General features: G+C 39.3%; 18 protein-coding genes, 1 riboswitch and 1 other annotated feature. Of the genes, 6 read left to right on the forward strand and 12 right to left on the reverse strand.

Going from position 1 to position 18,640, the window contains the following annotated elements:
- Positions 1-144 precede the first annotated feature (144 nt).
- The 3 genes from NFR46_RS04360 to pepV form a co-directional block, all read right to left on the reverse strand.
- On the reverse strand, positions 145-1,533 hold the full coding sequence (locus NFR46_RS04360; protein WP_251575014.1) for a L,D-transpeptidase: 1,389 nt from the start codon (positions 1,531-1,533) through the stop codon (positions 145-147).
- A gap of 217 nt (positions 1,534-1,750) precedes the next feature.
- Complete coding sequence (locus NFR46_RS04365) at positions 1,751-2,248, reverse strand: universal stress protein (RefSeq protein WP_251575023.1); 498 nt, start codon at positions 2,246-2,248, stop codon at positions 1,751-1,753.
- A gap of 74 nt (positions 2,249-2,322) precedes the next feature.
- Complete coding sequence (gene pepV / locus NFR46_RS04370) at positions 2,323-3,723, reverse strand: dipeptidase PepV (protein WP_251575027.1); 1,401 nt, start codon at positions 3,721-3,723, stop codon at positions 2,323-2,325.
- Between the two features lie 96 nt (positions 3,724-3,819).
- On the opposite strand from pepV, the gene NFR46_RS04375 reads away from it, so the two are divergent.
- The gene (locus NFR46_RS04375; RefSeq protein WP_251575028.1) at positions 3,820-4,680 is read left to right on the forward strand and encodes an NAD(P)H-hydrate dehydratase; all 861 of its coding nucleotides are present in this window, start codon (positions 3,820-3,822) and stop codon (positions 4,678-4,680) included.
- Positions 4,681-4,769: 89 nt separating this feature from the next.
- Here the strand turns inward: NFR46_RS04375 and NFR46_RS04380 are convergent, their stop codons facing one another.
- The 6 genes from NFR46_RS04380 to NFR46_RS04405 form a co-directional block, all read right to left on the reverse strand.
- The gene (locus NFR46_RS04380; protein ID WP_251575029.1) at positions 4,770-6,401 is read right to left on the reverse strand and encodes a putative polysaccharide biosynthesis protein; all 1,632 of its coding nucleotides are present in this window, start codon (positions 6,399-6,401) and stop codon (positions 4,770-4,772) included.
- Between the two features lie 94 nt (positions 6,402-6,495).
- Complete coding sequence (locus NFR46_RS04385; protein WP_251575030.1) at positions 6,496-6,759, reverse strand: type II toxin-antitoxin system HicB family antitoxin; 264 nt, start codon at positions 6,757-6,759, stop codon at positions 6,496-6,498.
- A 193-nt stretch (positions 6,760-6,952) separates the two neighbouring features.
- Positions 6,953-9,373 carry a leucine--tRNA ligase gene (leuS, locus tag NFR46_RS04390; RefSeq protein WP_251575036.1) on the reverse strand — a complete coding sequence of 807 codons (2,421 nt, stop codon included), beginning with the start codon at positions 9,371-9,373 and terminating at the stop codon, positions 6,953-6,955.
- A 73-nt stretch (positions 9,374-9,446) separates the two neighbouring features.
- Positions 9,447-9,657: a binding site (T-box leader), on the reverse strand.
- Between the two features lie 43 nt (positions 9,658-9,700).
- Entirely contained in the window at positions 9,701-10,888 is a 1,188-nt protein-coding gene (gene metK, locus NFR46_RS04395; protein WP_251575037.1) for a methionine adenosyltransferase, read from the reverse strand.
- A riboswitch (SMK box riboswitch) is annotated at positions 10,886-10,993 on the reverse strand. (Overlaps the previous gene by 3 nt.)
- 44 nt (positions 10,994-11,037) lie before the next feature.
- A complete protein-coding gene (locus tag NFR46_RS04400; RefSeq protein ID WP_251575038.1) occupies positions 11,038-11,574 on the reverse strand; it encodes a DNA-3-methyladenine glycosylase I in 537 nt (178 codons plus the stop codon).
- Positions 11,575-11,618: 44 nt separating this feature from the next.
- Positions 11,619-13,061, reverse strand: a complete 1,443-nt coding sequence (locus tag NFR46_RS04405) for an MFS transporter (RefSeq protein WP_251575039.1) — start codon at positions 13,059-13,061, stop codon at positions 11,619-11,621.
- A 119-nt stretch (positions 13,062-13,180) separates the two neighbouring features.
- Between NFR46_RS04405 and NFR46_RS04410 the strand changes: the two genes are divergently transcribed.
- Positions 13,181-13,636: a Fur family transcriptional regulator gene (locus NFR46_RS04410; protein WP_191684798.1), complete on the forward strand. Its 456-nt coding sequence runs from the start codon at positions 13,181-13,183 to the stop codon at positions 13,634-13,636.
- 92 nt (positions 13,637-13,728) lie between these two features.
- Here NFR46_RS04410 and NFR46_RS04415 read toward each other — a convergent pair whose 3' ends face one another.
- Complete coding sequence (locus NFR46_RS04415; RefSeq protein ID WP_420908581.1) at positions 13,729-15,057, reverse strand: amino acid permease; 1,329 nt, start codon at positions 15,055-15,057, stop codon at positions 13,729-13,731.
- Positions 15,058-15,213: 156 nt separating this feature from the next.
- Between NFR46_RS04415 and NFR46_RS04420 the strand changes: the two genes are divergently transcribed.
- From NFR46_RS04420 to NFR46_RS04430, 3 genes are all read left to right on the forward strand, one after another.
- Positions 15,214-15,738, forward strand: coding sequence for a VanZ family protein (locus NFR46_RS04420; RefSeq protein WP_251575041.1), 525 nt, complete (start codon positions 15,214-15,216; stop codon positions 15,736-15,738).
- Between the two features lie 38 nt (positions 15,739-15,776).
- Complete coding sequence (locus tag NFR46_RS04425; protein WP_182581706.1) at positions 15,777-15,944, forward strand: hypothetical protein; 168 nt, start codon at positions 15,777-15,779, stop codon at positions 15,942-15,944.
- A gap of 143 nt (positions 15,945-16,087) precedes the next feature.
- The gene (locus tag NFR46_RS04430) at positions 16,088-16,615 is read left to right on the forward strand and encodes an HdeD family acid-resistance protein (RefSeq protein WP_251575042.1); all 528 of its coding nucleotides are present in this window, start codon (positions 16,088-16,090) and stop codon (positions 16,613-16,615) included.
- Positions 16,616-16,682: 67 nt separating this feature from the next.
- On the opposite strand, the gene NFR46_RS04435 is transcribed toward NFR46_RS04430, so the two are convergent.
- Positions 16,683-17,114: an Hsp20/alpha crystallin family protein gene (locus NFR46_RS04435; protein WP_251575044.1), complete on the reverse strand. Its 432-nt coding sequence runs from the start codon at positions 17,112-17,114 to the stop codon at positions 16,683-16,685.
- Between the two features lie 296 nt (positions 17,115-17,410).
- On the opposite strand from NFR46_RS04435, the gene NFR46_RS04440 reads away from it, so the two are divergent.
- Positions 17,411-18,259 carry an aldo/keto reductase gene (locus NFR46_RS04440; protein ID WP_251575045.1) on the forward strand — a complete coding sequence of 283 codons (849 nt, stop codon included), beginning with the start codon at positions 17,411-17,413 and terminating at the stop codon, positions 18,257-18,259.
- Positions 18,260-18,317: 58 nt separating this feature from the next.
- Here NFR46_RS04440 and NFR46_RS04445 read toward each other — a convergent pair whose 3' ends face one another.
- Positions 18,318-18,638, reverse strand: a complete 321-nt coding sequence (locus tag NFR46_RS04445; RefSeq protein WP_251575046.1) for a metal-sulfur cluster assembly factor — start codon at positions 18,636-18,638, stop codon at positions 18,318-18,320.
- Positions 18,639-18,640 lie beyond the last annotated feature (2 nt).

Here is an 18,640-nt window from a genome sequence, read left to right on the forward strand (position 1 = left end):
TCTCACTCCCGATTTAACTCTCTATCTAATAAATACGGGATAATTTGGAAATCGCACTTTTAAATTTTAAAAAAGACGCCAAAATTCGGAAAACCGAATTTTGACGTCCTATTCATACTCTTGGAGACGTACCCCTTTTATTAATTAACAAACTATAACCGGTTCATTAACTTCAAGGCTATTATATGCTCCTGCCGCATCGCTCGGATGCATGTTTGCACAACCATTGGAACCATCATTTAAGTAAGCAATCTTAGACCAGTTATGCCGCCATGAAGCATCATGGAAACCACAACCACTATCAGTAAATTGAGCCCAATATTGAACCTTACTGCTGTACTTAGAACCATTATCACTTGTTCCGCGTAAAACTGATGGTGATTGCTTGTACATAATATACCAGACTCCCTTTGGTGTTTGGTCAGCCTTATTACTCATCTTACCGGTAACAACATCAACTTCATCTACGCATTTACCGTCCTTATAGAACCAAGCATGCTGTGAAGCAATTGAAATAACGGCATAGGTATTACCGATTCCGTCATTTTCTGTTACACCATAACCAGTTCCACGGCGGTTATAACCAATTCCGTAAATATCAGTCTTCGCATTAACCGAAGATTTACCAGCTGCAATCGCATCAACTAAAGTCTTTCCGGCACGTTCTGCGCTAATTTTCCACCCGTAACTACCATCTTTAGTAGTTGTTATTTCTTTACCCTCAGGGGTTTTAAACTTGAATGCTTTTCCTAGTGTTGCCTGTTTTTGATTAATTTGCTTAATTTTTTTATCAACCGCAGAGGTATCATAGTGGTATTGACCATCTTTATAGGTAGCACTGGTGATCACATCAGCCGTTGTTAAATGATAAGTCTGCTTCTCAACCTGATAGTTAACCTTTTTTCCGATTAACTTTTGCAACTGTTTCTTTTCATTTTGAACTGTTTTACTATTCGTTGAAAGTGGTTGCTGTTGTTTGGCACTAAGAGAAATTTTACTATTAGAGGCCTGAGAACTTAGTTGTTTGAGAACGTGTTGCTCATCAATTCTCGTTCCCCGTTGTCCCTTATGGACTGTTACTTTACCATTACGTAATTCCGCATAGGCATCAACCGGTGCTTGACGGCCCTTATTCATCCGTTGAAGTGTCGTTTGAACAATTGCTTTTTTGGCATCATATTGGCTGAGATCCTGCTTAGTTGGCTTAATTTGTAACGAATAAACTTTCCGTGAAGGGAAAAACGAAAATTGCTGATGAAAAACATTCTTCATCTTTGCTTCATCTGTTGCAGTTAATGATGAACCACTATCTGGGCCATCATAAATCAAATCACCATTTAGATAAACACGATTGGTGTTCTTAGCTGCTTTAACCTTCTGAAAAGCTTGCTTAGTCGTCAAGCCACCAACATTAATCCCGTTAACAGTAACATTTCGGTTAAAATGGTGTGCTTGATGCCACCAATTTATACCAATTACAATCACTAATAATCCAATAATTGCTAATAATACGTGTTTTAATTGAAACCGCATCGTTAAATACTCCTTACGTCGAATCAGTAATAATAAAGTATCGACTGTCATATTTTACCACGATCTGTTCCAATTAGCATATTTTGCCGAACATACGTTATACAAAATGTAAATTTCTTCATTTTCTATATTTCTTTACTAAAATAAGTATTTACTAAAAAGGCTCCAAGGTCCGAAAAACTGGACTTTGGAGTCTTTTACTTCAAGCAGCGTCCTGTTAAATTTCTGGGTAACTACTTTCTTTAATATCCAACTTTTTATTATCTAAATCGGTTTTTACTACCGTTACATCACATGGAGCGACCCGAACGGTATAGGCTGCAGTAGACCCAACAATTAACCGTCCAATTGCGTTTAGGCCAGTAGCGCCAATTACAACTAGATCGATTCCGTTATTCTTTGGGAACTTCTCGGCTAATTCAACCTTTGCATTTCCAATCTCAACGTCAGTGTGAACTTCCTTAACCCCGGCTTTTTCGGCCTTTTGTTTGTCTTCAGCTAAGCGTTTGTTCATCGCTTGAATTGCAGAATCATAAATACTCTTGTCAACAAAACCAAAGCCACTTGGACTGGTTGTTGGGTAGCGCTCCCCATTGATTACACTAAGTAAATATAAAGCTGCACTATTTTTCTTTGCAATATCGACGGCCTTAGTAAAAGCCATTTCTGATTGTTTTGAACCATCAATCCCAACAAGAATCTTTTGGTAACTCATAATTGACACCTCCAACAATTAAGTTAACCCTTAATAGATTTCACCTTTATTTTACCATAATGCTAGCTAACTGCTTAATCAGTTACTAAGTCATTAATTGCCTGCATATAGATTGCCATTGAAGTAATCAAGTCATCAACTGGCTGGAATTCATTTGCTTGGTGCATGGTATTTGGCGTATTTGGCATCAGTGCACCAAAGGCAACCCCACGCTTCATTAACCGGCCATATGTTCCGCCTCCAACTACTTCTGGCTTAGCGCCTTGATCCCCACTAATATCGGTGTAGGCCTTCATTAACGTTTTAACAATTGGATCTTCAGGATCAACATAGTGTGGTTCTTGACCTTCCCCTTGCTTAACCATGATTTTCAATGGTTTCGTTACTTGCTCAACCTTTTCCTGAATTTCATCTGGGGTAATTCCCTTAGGATAACGGAAATTCATGTTGATTTTGCCACCATTTTCTTCAATAAAGTTTAAGATTCCGGCATTCATTGTCAATTCACCCATTACGTCATCCGTAAATGCACTATTAAACTTCTTCATCCTAGTATCAAGATGGAGGTATTCAGCAAGGAATTGAATAAAACTAGCAGCTCCACCAGCAAAATCATACTGGTTTAGGAATAAGGCCAGGTAAGTTCCCGCATTAATTCCCTTTTCCGGTTCCATTCCGTGAGCAGCTTTCCCAATCACAGTTATCTTTAAGCCATCCATTGTTTCTTCGATTTGACCAGTAACCGGATTTTCATCAATGAATTGACCAAACGCGCTCATAACCTTTTCCTTATCTGAAGTGGTAATTTCCGCTACAGCTTCTCGTGGTACCATATTAAAACGCAAGCCTGATTGGAAACTCTTCAACCGTGCTGTACCCTTGTTTCCTGCTGGAACATCTAGAAGAAGTGAGAATTGTCCCTTCTCACCATTAATTACTGGGAATTCCGCATCAGGTGAAAAGCCAAGTGTTGGTGCTGGTTCAACCTCAAAGTAGCGGTGCATCCCCGTCCAGTTACTTTCCTCATCTGTTCCAACGATAAACCGCACTTTCTTGTTAAATTTAACTCCCTGATCTTTTAAATATTTAAGGGCATAGTAGCAGGCCAATCCAGGTCCCTTATCATCAGAGGCACCACGAGCATATAACTTTCCGTCCTTAATAACCGGCTTAAACGGATCAGTCTCCCAGCCTTTACCGGCAGGCATTACATCGAGGTGGGCTAAAATAGCAAGCGTTTCATCACCCTCACCCCATTCTGCATAACCAACGAGGTTATCAATATTTTTTGTACGGAAGCCGTCGTTTTTTGCCATCTTTAAGAATTCTTGTAATGCTTTGGCTGGCATTGGTCCTAAAGGATATTCGTCAGTTGCTGCCTGATCATCACGAACACTTGGAATCTCCAATAGAGTAGTCAGGTCTTTTAAGTAACTTTCTTCCTGACTTTGTGCCACTTTCATCCAATCTGTCATTTTATCGACCTCCATTAATCTTTTCGTTAAAATAATGATACCATGAAAGTAGTCGTTTTCAGCTTGAAAGCACTCAATATAAAGGAGTTCTTAAAAATGAAAGAATTAACTGATCAAATTCTTTATGATGTCATTAAACCGCGGCCTAATGATAGCTTTAAAGGAACATATGGAAAGGTCACCCTTGTTGGTGGTAACCGTAATTTTGGCGGAGCAATTATTATGGCTTCCACTGCTGCTGTCTGCTCAGGAGCTGGATTAGTTACTACCGCAACTGATCCAAGCAATTCCGGTGCCCTCCACTCCCAACTACCAGAAGCAATGTTTGCCGATTTTAATGATACCGACCAAGTCGCTTCATTGGTTGAACCCGCAACGACTGTCGTAGTTGGTCCTGGACTAGGAGATGATGAAACAAGCCTTGCAATCCTCAAAAATGTCTTCGCACATACTAATGAAAAGCAAAATGTCGTTATCGATGGTTCAGCAATTACTCTTATGGCCCGTGAAGACTTAGCCCAACCACAGGGAAACATTATTTATACCCCTCACCAAATGGAATGGCAACGCCTCTCAGGAATTAAGATCGCTGACCAAAGTGAAGAACGCAACAAGGCAGTTCAAGCTAAATTAGGTGCTACCGTTGTTCTTAAAAAGCACCATACCGAAATTTATACCAACGATGAAATTTACCAATTAACGATCGGTACTCCTGCCCAGGCTGTTGGTGGGATGGGTGACACATTGGCAGGAATGGTTGGCGGCTTTACGGCCGAATTCTCAAAGTCACCATTAAAAGCCACCCTGGCGGCAGTGTATGCCCACAGTGCTGTTGCTGAACAGATTGCGAAGAACCAATACATTGTTCTTCCTCACCAAATTAGTAGATCACTACCAGTATTCATGAAGAAAATGGAAGCTGGAAAAATGGAACATCAAATTGGCTTTTTAAATTAAATTTTTCTACTTACCTTAGATCAAAAATAGGCTCCAAGGTTCGGAAATTTTCCGAGCTTTGAAGCCTATTGATATTTTCAAACTATTTTTTAACTAATATGGAATATCTGCCGTAATCCTTGTGCTTTTGTCCCCAAGAGCTTATCAGCAAGACGGAAGTGGAGTGCTAAGTAACCATAAACACCTGCACCAACAAAGACACCAATTATTAAGGTGATAAAGGCAGTATATCGGCCGTATGGACTAATGAACAATCCTAATAAAAGCATAATTCCCTTAGTGACGACCAGCATAACAAGTGAGTATGCCAAAATTTGGTTAGTTGGAAGTGCCATCTGTTCAAAATTCAGCCGAAATTCCCGGTTAAATGAACGAATAATGAGACAATTAATTACCATCATCGCAATTCCCGTAGCCAAAAGAGGTCCTAACCCTTGGGCTAACCAAATACATGGGAATTGAATTAGCAATTTGATCACTAAACCTATTCCTAAGTATTTCATCATCCGGCGGTTTTCTGAAATCCCCTGCATCATTGCGGCTGCTACAGTGTAAAGTCCCAGTGGAATTGCCATAAATGCCGCAAATTCAAGAACAATAACACCAGCATGATTATACCGATAAAAAACTGTATATATCTGTTGGGCCACCGCATATAAGCCGAGAACAGCCGGAATCATTACAAAGTAGAATAACATCAGGACGTTTTCAATTTGGTTTCTCATCCCTGCATGATCATTCTTTGCTCGAGCCATTGCCAGTAATGGAATTGCGGTAACAGCCAATGCATTCGCTAACGCAATAATAATCATATACAGCTTGTTAGCATTAAACGCGAATAAGGCATATAAAACATCAATTTGATACTTTGTAAAGTGCCCAACTAGTGGCATCATCCGTTTAAAACTGTATTGATCAACTAATTGGAAAAGGTTAATTCCTGATTCAATAATGATAAATGGAATTGATTGGTAAACAATCTTCAGAATTAACTCAGTCGTTGAAACTTCTTCAGCAGGTTGCTTAATCGTTCCTGATCCCTGCATAACGCCTCGATATTTAACCCATGCAAGGAAAAGAACAACACATGCACCAATAGCACCAATAAATGCAGCAAAGGTTGATTGGCTAACTGCACTTACCCAGTTTCCTTTCTGAATCTTCATGATGAGGTAAGTGGCCCCTAACATGTAGATAACCCGAAGAAGCTGTTCCATAAATTGTGAAATTGCTGATGGTGCCATCATACTATAACCTTGAAAGATCCCTCGACTAATCGCCATCAACGGGATAATAAAAATTGCCCAAGCTAGCGAACGTAATACCGGAATCAGGTTGGTATCACCGTTATAGACGATTGGCCACGAGGCAATGTACATCATGACCGTCCCACAAATAACCCCCGATGCAAGGGCCATATACAGCGCTGAACGGTTTAACTTTTGACTAACCCCATACTCATTCAATCCATTATAGTGCGCGACAAGCTTTGAAATAGCAGATGGTATTCCTGCCGTTGAAATTGTAATAAAAAGACTATAAATATTATACCCTTGAGCATATAAGGCATTGGCTTCATCACTATATGCCCCTAACCAAGTAACCCAGGGAATAATGTAAATAGCCCCAAGAATGCGTGAGGTGATATTTCCCGCCGTCATCCATGCTGAACCATTCAGCATTTTTGAACGAGCAGTATCCTTTTGCTGTCCTTCACTCATAATTTTAAAATCCTACCTTTTTACTTTTTAAAATCAATACTAACCATTCTATCCTTAATACACCATCGTCGCAAATTATTTTAGGAAATCTTAGTTAATACTGCTCTAAATCAACCGTAACCATCTTCACTACCGCGTCAGGATGGGCGGCTTGAACTTCGGCTAAGTCGCTAACTTGAGGAGCCTTTTCAAAATGGCCGAGTTTATCATTTAGTGTAATTGCCAATCCCAATTTGGCAAAGTCCATCGCACTTGCCATATCTTTTCCCTGAGTAAATGCTTCAGGGAGATCCGGAAAGTCAACTTCAATCTGATCATTTTTTTGTTGAAAAATTGCTGGATAGCTTACAATTTCCACTTCTTTATTCCTCACTTTTTCTTTTATTAAAACACCCAGTATTTTACCACGACCTAAATGTTGACGAAACTTTTAGTGTAATCTACAAAAGGCCCCAAAGCCTGGCAACACCAAGCTCTAGAGCCATATTTGTATCTGCAGGAGTGTAGACTGCCGCCATACTTTCTCCTAGCTATTATCCCAACGTAATTTACTACTTAGCAACAATATTAACGATCTTGTTTGGCACAACAATAACCTTCTTAATATCTTTGCCATCAGTAAACTTTTGCACATGTTCATCAGCAAGTGCTAGTTTCTGGGCTTCTTCACGGTCAATGTCTTTTGCCATCTTGATCTTTGAACGAAGCTTTCCGTTAACTTGGATAATCATTTCAACTTCGTCTTCTTCTAATGCCTTTGGATCATAGGTTGGCCATGGTTGGTAAGCAATTGTATCACTAATGTTAAAGTGACTCCATAATTCTTCAGCCACGTGCGGAATTACTGGTGAAATCATCTTAATGAAACCTTCCATGTATTCAACTGGAAGATCATCAGCCTTGAATGCTTCATTAACAAAGACCATTAATTGAGAGATGGCAGTGTTAAAGTGCATCCGTTCGTAATCTTCAGTAACTTTCTTGACAGTCTGATTGTAAACCTTCGTTAACTTACCATCATTGAAAGTAGAAACTCGATCACGGAGGTGGTTATTTTCATCCATCAATAACCGCCATACACGTTGAATCCACTTATATGAACCGTGAAGGCCTTCTTCATCCCATGGAACAGATTCAGTTAATGGACCCATGAACATTTCGTAAAGGCGAAGGGTATCAGCACCATATTTTTCAACGATGTCATCTGGGTTAACAACGTTTCCTTTAGACTTAGACATCTTTTCATGGTTAGCACCAAGAATCATTCCTTGGTTAACTAACTTCATAAATGGTTCCTTAGTTGGAACAAGTCCCAAGTCGTATAAGACCTTGTGCCAGAACCGGGCATAGAGAAGGTGAAGAACTGCGTGTTCAGCACCACCAACATATAGATCTACTGGTGACCAGTAATCAAGGGCTTCCTTTGATGCAAACTCCTTACTGTTATGTGGATCAGTATAACGGAGCCAGTACCAAGATGAACCAGCCCATTGAGGCATTGTGTTAGTTTCACGGAGACCGTGCCGACCTTGATCGTCATAAACATTAACCCAATCTTCAACGTTAGCCAACGGACTTTCACCAGTACCTGATGGTTCAATATTATCGGTATCCGGCAATTTCAGTGGTAATTCATCTTCTGGTACCAAGGTTGTCCGCCCATCGTCCCAGTGAATTACCGGAATCGGTTCACCCCAGTAACGTTGCCGACTAAAGATCCAGTCACGAAGACGGTAATTAACTTTCTTGTGGCCAGCATTATGTTCGTCAAGCCATTCAATCATCTTCTTCTTGGCATCTGCAATGTTTAACCCATCCAAGAAGCCTGAATTAATGTGTTTACCATCACCATCAAAAGCACCTTCTGAAAGATCAGCCCCTTCAATGATTGGTTTAATTGGCAAATCAAACTTCTTGGCAAAATCGTAGTCACGTTGATCGCCAGATGGAACTGCCATTACAGCACCAGTACCGTAAGAAGCTAAAACATAGTCACTGATCCAAATTGGTAATTTTTCACCATTAACTGGATTAATAACGTAAGAACCAGTAAATACCCCAGTCTTATCCTTATTCAAGTCAGTCCGTTCAAGATCAGAACGACGGGAAGCTTCTTCTTGGTACTTCTTAACTGCTTCCTTATTTTCTGGAGTAGTTAATTGATCAACTAATTCTTGTTCAGGGGCAAGTACAACATAGGAAGCTCCAAATAAGGTATCTGCACGAGTAGTAAAGACTTCAATCTTAGTATCTTCATCACCAGCAACTGGGAAGTAAACAGAAGCACCTTCTGAACGACCAATCCAGTTGCGTTGCATTTCCTTAACACTCTCTGGCCAATCAACCAAATCAAGATCATCAATCAAGCGGTCAGCATAGGCAGTAATCCTCAAAACCCATTGCTTCATTGGCTTCCGGTAAACTGGGTAACCACCACGCTTGGTCTTTCCATCTTCAACTTCTTCGTTGGCAACAACGGTTCCCCCCATAAAGTCTGGGGCCCAGTTAACCATGATCTCACTTTCGTAAGCCAAGCCCTTCTTATAGAGTTGTTCGAAAATCCATTGAGTCCACTTGTAGTATTCAGGATCCGTTGTGTTAACTTCACGGTCCCAGTCATATGAGAATCCGAGTGATTGAATTTGGTTACGGAAATGATCAATATTCTTATTAGTAAAACTCTTTGGGTTATGACCAGTCTTCAATGCATATTGTTCTGCTGGCAAACCAAAGGCATCCCAACCCATTGGGTGTAAAACATTGTATCCTTGCATCCGCTTCATCCGTGACATTACATCAGTAGCGGTATAACCTTCTGGATGACCAACGTGGAGTCCCTGACCTGATGGGTAAGGGAACATATCTAAGGCATAGTACTTCTTTTGATCTTTGTTCAAATTAGCCTTAAATGTTTCATTCTTTTTCCAGAAACGTTGCCACTTATTTTCAATGGCAGTATGATCGTAAGCCATATCTTTCTCTCCTTTATTTAATAAACAATTTTCCTGTTTGATCGTATTAAAAAAGTCTCGTAGAAAATCTATTCTACGAGACGAAATAATTCCGCGGTACCACCCGAATTCCATGAATTAATCATGACACTTCACGCCATAACGCGGCAAACGTTACTACCTACTCTAATTTTAGCAGTAATTTTCTTGGACGAGTTCATTGTTAATAATTCCCGTGTTCACAGCACCACACGATCTCTGAAGAATTAAGTAACAACTACTACTTCCAATTCGATCAAATATTTAATGATATTCTAACAATCAATATTCTTAAATGCAAGCACTAGCTTAGCCGAGAATCTTCTTTAATTCATCAACCTTATCTAGTTGTTCCCATGGTAGTTCAACATCTGTCCGACCAAAGTGACCGTAAGCAGCAGTTGGTTCATAAATTGGCCGCTTCAAGTCAAGCATCTTAATAATCCCTGCAGGACGAAGATCAAAGACTTTACGTACTGCGGCAATTAATTCTGCTTCACTCCGCGTACCAGTGCCATAAGTATCAATTGAAATTGATACTGGTTCTGCAACACCAATAGCATAAGCAACTTGGATTTCAAGCTTCTTTGCATAGCCAGCAGCAACCAGGTTCTTAGCAATATACCGGGCAGCATAACTAGCTGAACGGTCAACCTTGGTAGCATCCTTACCAGAGAAGGCCCCACCACCATGGTGAGCAGCACCACCATAAGTATCAACAATAATCTTACGACCAGTTAAACCGGCATCCCCTTGAGGGCCACCGATAACAAAACGACCGGTTGGGTTAATGAAGTATTTAGTTTGATCATCAAGGTATTCAGCGGGAATCACAGCTTTAATAACTTGTTCCATAACGTCCTTCTTGATTTGATCAAGTGAAACTTCTGGATCATGTTGAGTACTCAAAACAACAGTGTCAACACGTAAAGGCTTATCATTTTCGTCGTATTCAACAGTAACTTCAGCCTTTGCATCTGGACGTAAGTAAGGAATTACCTTGTCCTTCCGTAACTTAGCAATCCGTTGCATTAACTTATGACTAAGCATCAATGTCAATGGCATGTACTCTGGTGTTTCATCAGTAGCATACCCAAACATTAACCCTTGATCACCAGCACCAATTTGATCAAGCGGATCGGCATCCCCTTCGCGGGTCTCAAGAGAGTCATCTACCCCTTGAGCAATATCAGGTGATTGTTCATCGATTGCCGTAATCACAGCACAGTTATCAGCATCAAAGCCATACTTACCATCAGTATAACCAATGCGCCGAATAGTATCACGAACAACCTTTTGAATGTTGACGTAAGCCTTGGTTGACACTTCACCAAAGACTAGGACAAGGCCAGTAGTGACAGAAGTTTCAACAGCGACCCGTGAATCCGGATCTTGTTCAAGCATTGCGTCTAAAATAGCATCACTGATTTGATCAGCAATCTTGTCAGGATGTCCTTCAGAAACAGATTCTGAAGTAAATAAATGTTTTTCTACCATGTGTATTAATTCCCCCATATGCAAGTTGCAATTGAAACATTTAGTGGTTACAAGGCATCTTCACAACAATTGTGAATCCTATCGGGAATTTGCTTTATAACGAGAACCATCTTAGCATAATTCACTCGTTAGATTCAAACATAAATTCTTTACTCTTCACGAGCATTAACCATTCCAACTGCCGTCATAAACGAATAGGCTGTCGTCGGTCCAATAAATTGAAAACCATCCTTTTTCATTTTCTGGGCCATTTTCTTTGATTCCGCTGTTTGTGCAGGAAGTCGTTGACCGTTTAGGTGTAAACGTTGCGGCTTAAAATTAACAAATGACCATACGTAGTTATTAAACGTTTCGCCGTTTGCCAATAGTTCTTGAATTACTTTTGCGTTGTTAATCGTCGCCATAATCTTTCGCCGGTTTCGAATAATTGTTGCATCATTCATTAAGCGTTCAAAATCATCATGACCAAATTTAGCAACCTTTGCCGCATCAAAATGAGCAAATGCAACATCAAATGCTTTTTCTCGTTTCCAAATTGTCGACCATGATAACCCAGATTGAAAGAGTTCTAGTGTCAACATTTTAAATAGTTCGCGATTATCATGTTCGGGAAGTCCCCATTTTGTATCATAATAATTACGCATTAATTCAGATGTTTCAGCCCATAAGGGACGTTTCACAGTCATTTAATCACCCCATTAAGTTTCCTATATATACTAGGACGAGATAATTAGGCTTTTGCATCATCTTTTTTAGCAGTATTTTTCAAGGCCAGGGCCATAAATAACCCAACTATTTCAACAAAAAGCATTGTCAAAAATACGTAATGGTAACCATTTAGAGCAGCACTTAAGCTCCCCATCCCCCGGCTAAGGTTATGACTTGTTACCGTCGTTAAAATAATCGTTGAAACAGCAACCCCAGTAGAACCAAGGACCTGACGAACCGTAGTAATTACGGCAGTCCCATGAGGAACAAGTTCATTTGGTAAGGAATTAGCCCCTAAAGTAACAGCAGGCATCATAACAAAGGCATTCCCACCTTCAATTACCATGGCACAAAGAATCATGATCCATAAACTCATTCGGTTAATTAAGAATAAGCCAGCGAACCAACCAGCAACAATCATTACCATCCCTACTAGCATTGTTGGCTTAAAGCCAATCTTATCGGCTAATTTACCTGTCAACGGGTTAAGGATACTTAATAATGCTGCTCCAGGGACTAGTGACATTCCAGAAACAAATGGGCTAACTTTAAGAACCCCTTGATAGTAAAGCGGGAAAATAATTGTTGTCACGATCAGGGCAATGTAAGAAATTGAAGTTAGCAAAATCGCTAAATCGTAGTTAAAGGTCTTCATTACCCGGAGCTCTAACAATGGTTCCTTAAGGTGCAACTGACGAACGCAGAACCAAATAATTGCCAAAATACTGATAATTAAGATAATTCCACTAATTCCCCAGTTAGCTTTTGCCTTTCCAAATTGGTCAATAACATACATAATCCCAATTAACCCAATTGATAGGAAAACAGAAAGCCAATCAAGGATACTTTCATGTCGTTGCATAACATCGCGAATAAGGCCAGAACCAGCCATGATAATAATCACGGTGATGATAATCATAAAGAAGATAAATAAACTCTTCCAAGTAAAGAATTTAAGGATAATTCCGGAAACAATTGGACCACAAGCCAGTGCTGAGCCCATTACCAAACCGGCGATCCCCATCGTGGTTCCCCGTGCATCACGCGGTGTTATTTCCAGCAATACTGATTGATACGACGGGAAGAGCACTCCTACAGCAAATGCTTCCATCGCCCGACCAATCATCATAAACCAGAATCCAGGAACTCCCCAATTAGCTGGAGTTAAAATAATCATCAATGAACCAATATCAAACAAGGCTAACGCACCAATAAACATGGTCTTAAAATTAAGATTATTCAACATCCACGGACTAATTGGCATACTAACGCACATCACGAGCATGAAACCAGTAGTTAACCACTGAACAGTTGATGCTGAGATTCCGAACACCCTCATTAACGTTGGATAAGCCGTTGACAATGAAGATTGACTAATCGACATTGTAAACGTCCCTATTAATAGTGTAAAAATAAACCAGAACCGACTATATGGTCGGCCATTTTGATCAATTGACTTTCTCATCAAATCCCCTTCTTTAGAATTATTATCAATAATCAAAGCCCATTATAAAGTTTGAATTCACAATTGTAAATGTTATACTTAATGTAAATTAAATCTTCTAAACTAGTGAGGTGAGTAATTTGGCTGAAGCAGAATTTGATCGTGCAATTGAGCAATTAAGAGAAAATCACGTAAGGGTTACTCCCCAACGAAAAACGATTCTAAACTATTTAATAACACATCATACCCACCCAAGTGTGGAAATGATCTACGAGGATCTCAAAGATAGTGTTGACAATATCAGTATGGCAACCGTTTATAACACGTTAAAATTATTTGTCGACTATAACTTAGTAATCGAACTAAAGAATGGCGATGGCAGCACCCATTATGACTATTTTGGTCATCCTCACTACCACGTTATCTGTGATAACTGTGGTCAGATTACCGACGTTTTTGATCCTCACTTTACCGAGATTAGTAAGGAATTAGCACTCATGACGAGCGATAAAACTGGTTACCTTGTTACTGGTAATAATATCGAGGTCCATGGAATCTGCCCTAATTGTCAAAGAAAACTGCATTTAAATCGCTAAACAATCAATAGTATGACGATTTTATCTAATCAAAATTAAAAGTGTCTCCCAATTAGAAACCACTTCAGGCTTCTGATTGAGAGACACTCTTTTTATTTCTTAGGTTGTGACAATGAAGCAAAGGCTAAGATAGCAAACCATACTAGTGTAAATATTAGTGCTCCTAGTGTCTGTTTATTCAGACAAAGGACAACTAAAACAAACCCTAAAAAGGCTAATACAAGATAATCAGTATATGGTGCACCTGGAACCTTAAAAATTCGTTTTTGTGGTTGTGACCACAGATACTTTAAATGGGTCACAATAATAGTCGCCCAAATAAAAAGGAAACTAGTTGTCGCAATACTTGAAATAACTGTAAAAACGCCACCAGGCATTATCAAATTTAGAATTGTGGCAATTGCAACAACGCCTGCAGAAATAATAACAGCAAGCGCCGGCACAGAGTTTCGGGATAGTTTACTAATCTTTCTAATTCCTGGTCGATGAGAGGTTGCCGTTAATTCGGCAAGCATCCGACCTGTTGTATAGAGAGAACTATTACATGCTGAGGCAGCCGCTGTAACAACGACAAAGTTAATCAAACTAGCAGCACCGCGTAACCCGATATCATTAAAGACCATTACAAAAGGGCTTTTTGAAGGTGCTAACCGGTCCCAAGGATAAATACACATAATCACTGCCAAGGCAGCAACATAAAATAAAAGGATCTGGAACGGAATGGCATTTATTGCCCGGGGAATAACGTGCCGGGGATTTTCTGCTTCAGCGGCTGTCATCCCGACCATTTCAATCCCGACAAAGGCGAAGACAACCATTTGAAAGGAAAGAATGAAGCCCTTTGCGCCGGCAGCAAAAAAGCCCCCATTATTAACCAAGTTAATTGGTGAAGCAACATATCCACCCTTACTCTTAAAATTAATTAGCATCATTCCGATACCAACAAGGACCAAGAGCGCAATTGCAAGAATTTTAATTAAGGCAAACCAAAATTGTAATTCACCAAACGCACTTACAGTAATTAGGTTAATACATAAGAGGACAATCAAGGTTAATAATCCTGGGATCCACTGAGGAACACCAGGAAGCCATAATTGGAAGTACATTCCAATTGCTGTAATTTCCGCCATCGCTAATGCAATCCAACATGCCCAATAAGCCCAGCCAGTAATAAAACTTACTCGTGGTCCCAAGTAAACGCGAATTGCATCGACAAATGATCGGTAATTTAGATCCGACATTAGTAGTTCCCCGAGCGCCCGCATAATCCAAAAACAGATAATTCCAGTAATAATATAGGCTAATAAGATTGCTGGGCCAGCCGAGTGAATTGCTTGACCAGAACCGAGAAACAGACCAGTCCCGATCGTTCCTCCCAATGCCATTAGTTGGATATGACGGCTTTTCAGGCTACGCTTCATTTTATTTTGCTTTGCCAATGTAGTTCAATTCTCCTTAAAATTTCTCTTAAAAGTTATTAACAAACTATCGCTTTTTATAACCTTTTATTTAATAATGGAAAATAGTTTGTCCGAAAATTTATTGTATACCATTTTTTGTAAAGAGAGGGAATAAATTTGTTACACTGGCTTCCATTTTGTACATACTTAGTCGTTGCAATTATCATCACGATTGATGCTTTTTCCCGTTACCGGCAATTTGGCAAGTGCTTAACAGTCTTCGCCTGTTTCTGCTATTTTGTGATTATTCTTCGTCTCTGTCTAACCCCAATTAGTTTTAGCTTTATTAGTGCCGACCGCAATTTACGGTATTTTCATGGAGTTCCCTACAATCTAATTCCATTCCAGCAACTTGATTTAGAATGGTTTTTAAATATTATTATGACAATTCCATTAGGTATTCTCTTATACCTGATTGGCCGGAAAAGCCCCTTTGTAGTTATTCTCTGTTTAAGTTTACTGTCTAGCTTTTTTATTGAAGGGAATCAATTTGTCTGCGACTTCCTTTTTCAAATTGACCGAGTTGCCGATATCGATGACATTATTACTAATACCCTGGGTGGTATCATTGGTTTTTACGGTTTAAAACTGTTTGATCGTGGTGTTATTGATAAAATAATTCAACCTTTTTTCCTATCATAGAAAAGTTTGGTACACTATTACTAATGAGGTGATTATCAATGATTTCAAACGAACAACGGGCCCATGATATTGCCATTGCATTAATTCAAGCTAATGGTAAAGATATGAAGCCAATTGAAGCATATCATGAATATATCAACTACCTTTTACCAATTCTCAAAGAAATCGATAAAGACTTCAAAAACGGTATTAGGGAACACATTTAACCTGAATGACTGGGCTCTAAAGGATTTAGTTTCTGATCTTTAGTCCAGTCTTTCTTTTTGTATTTATAGCGTAGTATGTTCAAACAACCATTGTACGCAAATTTGCGGTATGATTAAGTTATTAGTGAAAGGAGCTATGAACTATGAACAATATTTCTCATCGGCGATTCGATTGGTTTAGCTTTTTTGTTGGAATTCTATTTATTCTTGGTGGATTCATTTCATTTTCAAAACCAGATCGAACCTTGCAATTATTATCTGTAATTATCGGTGTTGTCTTTATCTTTGATGGAATTTTTGAATTAACAATTCGGCGACGCTTTTTGCGCTCACTTCATGAAAGTTCTGCCTGGGTTGTTGTCCTTGGTGCCCTAAATGTTGTTTTAGGAATCATCTTTATTTTTCATCCTGGATTTGGGACCCTCTACATCGCAATTATTTTTGCTGCATGGTTCATTATCGATTCCGCAATGGAATTATCTGTTGGTCGGCTATTCAAGGGGATTAGCGGAGGTTACTACTGGTTAACAATTGTCTTCAGTATCTTAGGAATTATCCTGGGTGTAGTCCTCCTCTTCAGTCCAATTGTTTCAGCATTAACGGTTGTGTGGATTGTTTCTGTTTTCTTGATTGTCTTTGGTGTATTAAAGGTTATTCAAGCATTCAATTAGATCAAACAAAAAGGACTCTAGCGTTCGGTAAATTCGAACGCTAGAGTCCTTTTTTGATCTATCTTAATTAATCAATTTCAATCCGAGTGTCATCATCACTCTCTGCTTGCTTCTTTGGCAAGGTAAGTGAAAGAACACCATTTTCATAATGAGCGGTAATGTCCTTCCGTTCAACATCTGGTAACCGATATTGACGACTCATTTGTCCATAACGCCGTTCGCTGTGAAGAAGATGACCTTCCTTATCGGACTCGTCATCAAGCGTGTCCCGGTGTCCAGTAATAGTTAAGATGTTATTGGCATAACTAATATGAATGTTCTTCTTATCAAAACCTGGCATATCAATCTTAACCTTGTATTGCTTATCATTTTCTTCAATATCAGTCTTCATGTGATCTTCGACCGGCGTGAAGTCTGAGAAGAAATCATCATTCATCAAATTCCGCATGTTCAGCATGTTATCCAAAAAGTTATTCCGACGTGTTAAATCGTTAGCCATAAATAAAGCTTCCTTTCCGTTAACTTGAACTTGATTACACTTCTTATCTTAATCACTTACGGTAAAAGTGCAACTATTTTTAGCACTCTTAATAGGAGAGTGCTAAAAATAATTTACCGTTGATGATTAATTTCGCCATCAAAGGGCTTACCTGTATTCTAAGTGATCCTTTAACCCTAACCAAGAAATAAGCATTTTAAATTTGTCTTATATGAAATTATGATCATATATCAATCAGATGTATTTAATTAGAAAGAATGTTAGGATCAAATTATAAAAACTTAAGGAGGGATTTTATGAGTACAATAAAATTAGGTCAAGTAACCGTACCAGCAATTGGTGTTGGAACTTGGAACATTGGCGAAGATCCAACTAAGCATGATAATGAAGTAAAAGCAATCCGAACAGCAGTCGATGCTGGGGCAACAGTAATTGACACCGCGGAAATGTATGGTCAAGGACGTTCAGAAAGAATAACTGCTGAAGCTCTAGCTCCCTACTCTCGCGAAAATCTTTTTTTAATTGATAAGGTCCTTCCAGGAAATGCTAGTCATGCAAAATTGGAAAATAGTTTGGATCGTAGTCTTCGATTAATGCAAACAGATTATTTTGACCTTTACCTCCTTCATTGGCGCGGAACTATTCCACTTGCCGAAACAGTTGAAGAATTAACCAAAATGCAAGAAAAAGGAAAAATTCGTCATTGGGGTGTTTCAAACTTTGATACAGCCGATATTAAAGAACTATGGTCACTCCCTAATGGTAAGGATTGCCTAGCAAATGAAAATCTTTACAACCTAGATGAACGTGGAATCGAGTATGATCTTTTGCCATTAATGCATCAGGCGGGGATGCCACTGATTGCTTACTCGCCACTTTCACAGGGAGATACTATTTCAGGAAAACTAACTGATCATCCACTTATCAAAGAACTAGCTCATAACCACCATGTAACTGTATATCAAATAATGTTGGCATGGACTATCCGTGACCACCACACCTTAGCTATTCCTAAGGCCGCTAGTCCAGTTCATGCAAAAGAGAATGTGGAAGCGCTCAACATCAGTTTTACCTCTAATGAACTTGAGGCTCTTGCTAAAGCATTTCCAAAACCCACAACAAAACAACCGTTAGCAACAATTTAAACGTAAAAAGCTTCAAGAGTTTAGTATTTTTTACTCTTGAAGCTTTTATTATTCCAATTTAGAAGCGGACTCCTAATACGATTCGAGCAAAACGACTCATTTTATCTGGAGTCCAGGCAGGCTCCCAGACAAGGTTAATCTTACAAGTCTCAATTTGGGGAGTACCCAAAACCGCCTTCTTAATCATTGCATATAGGACATCACTAATCGGACAGCCCATCGTTGTCAACGTCATGGTAACAATACAGTTGCCATCATCATCAACATCTACTCCATAAATTAGACCAAGGTTAACTAAATCAATTCCTAATTCTGGGTCAATGACCTTCTTCAATGCTGTCATAATAGCTTGTTCATTAGCAGAAAGTTGTTTATCCATTA

Origin of the sequence: Limosilactobacillus agrestimuris (assembly GCF_943193105.1) — a bacterium.
GTDB classification, from domain to species: domain Bacteria; phylum Bacillota; class Bacilli; order Lactobacillales; family Lactobacillaceae; genus Limosilactobacillus; species Limosilactobacillus agrestimuris.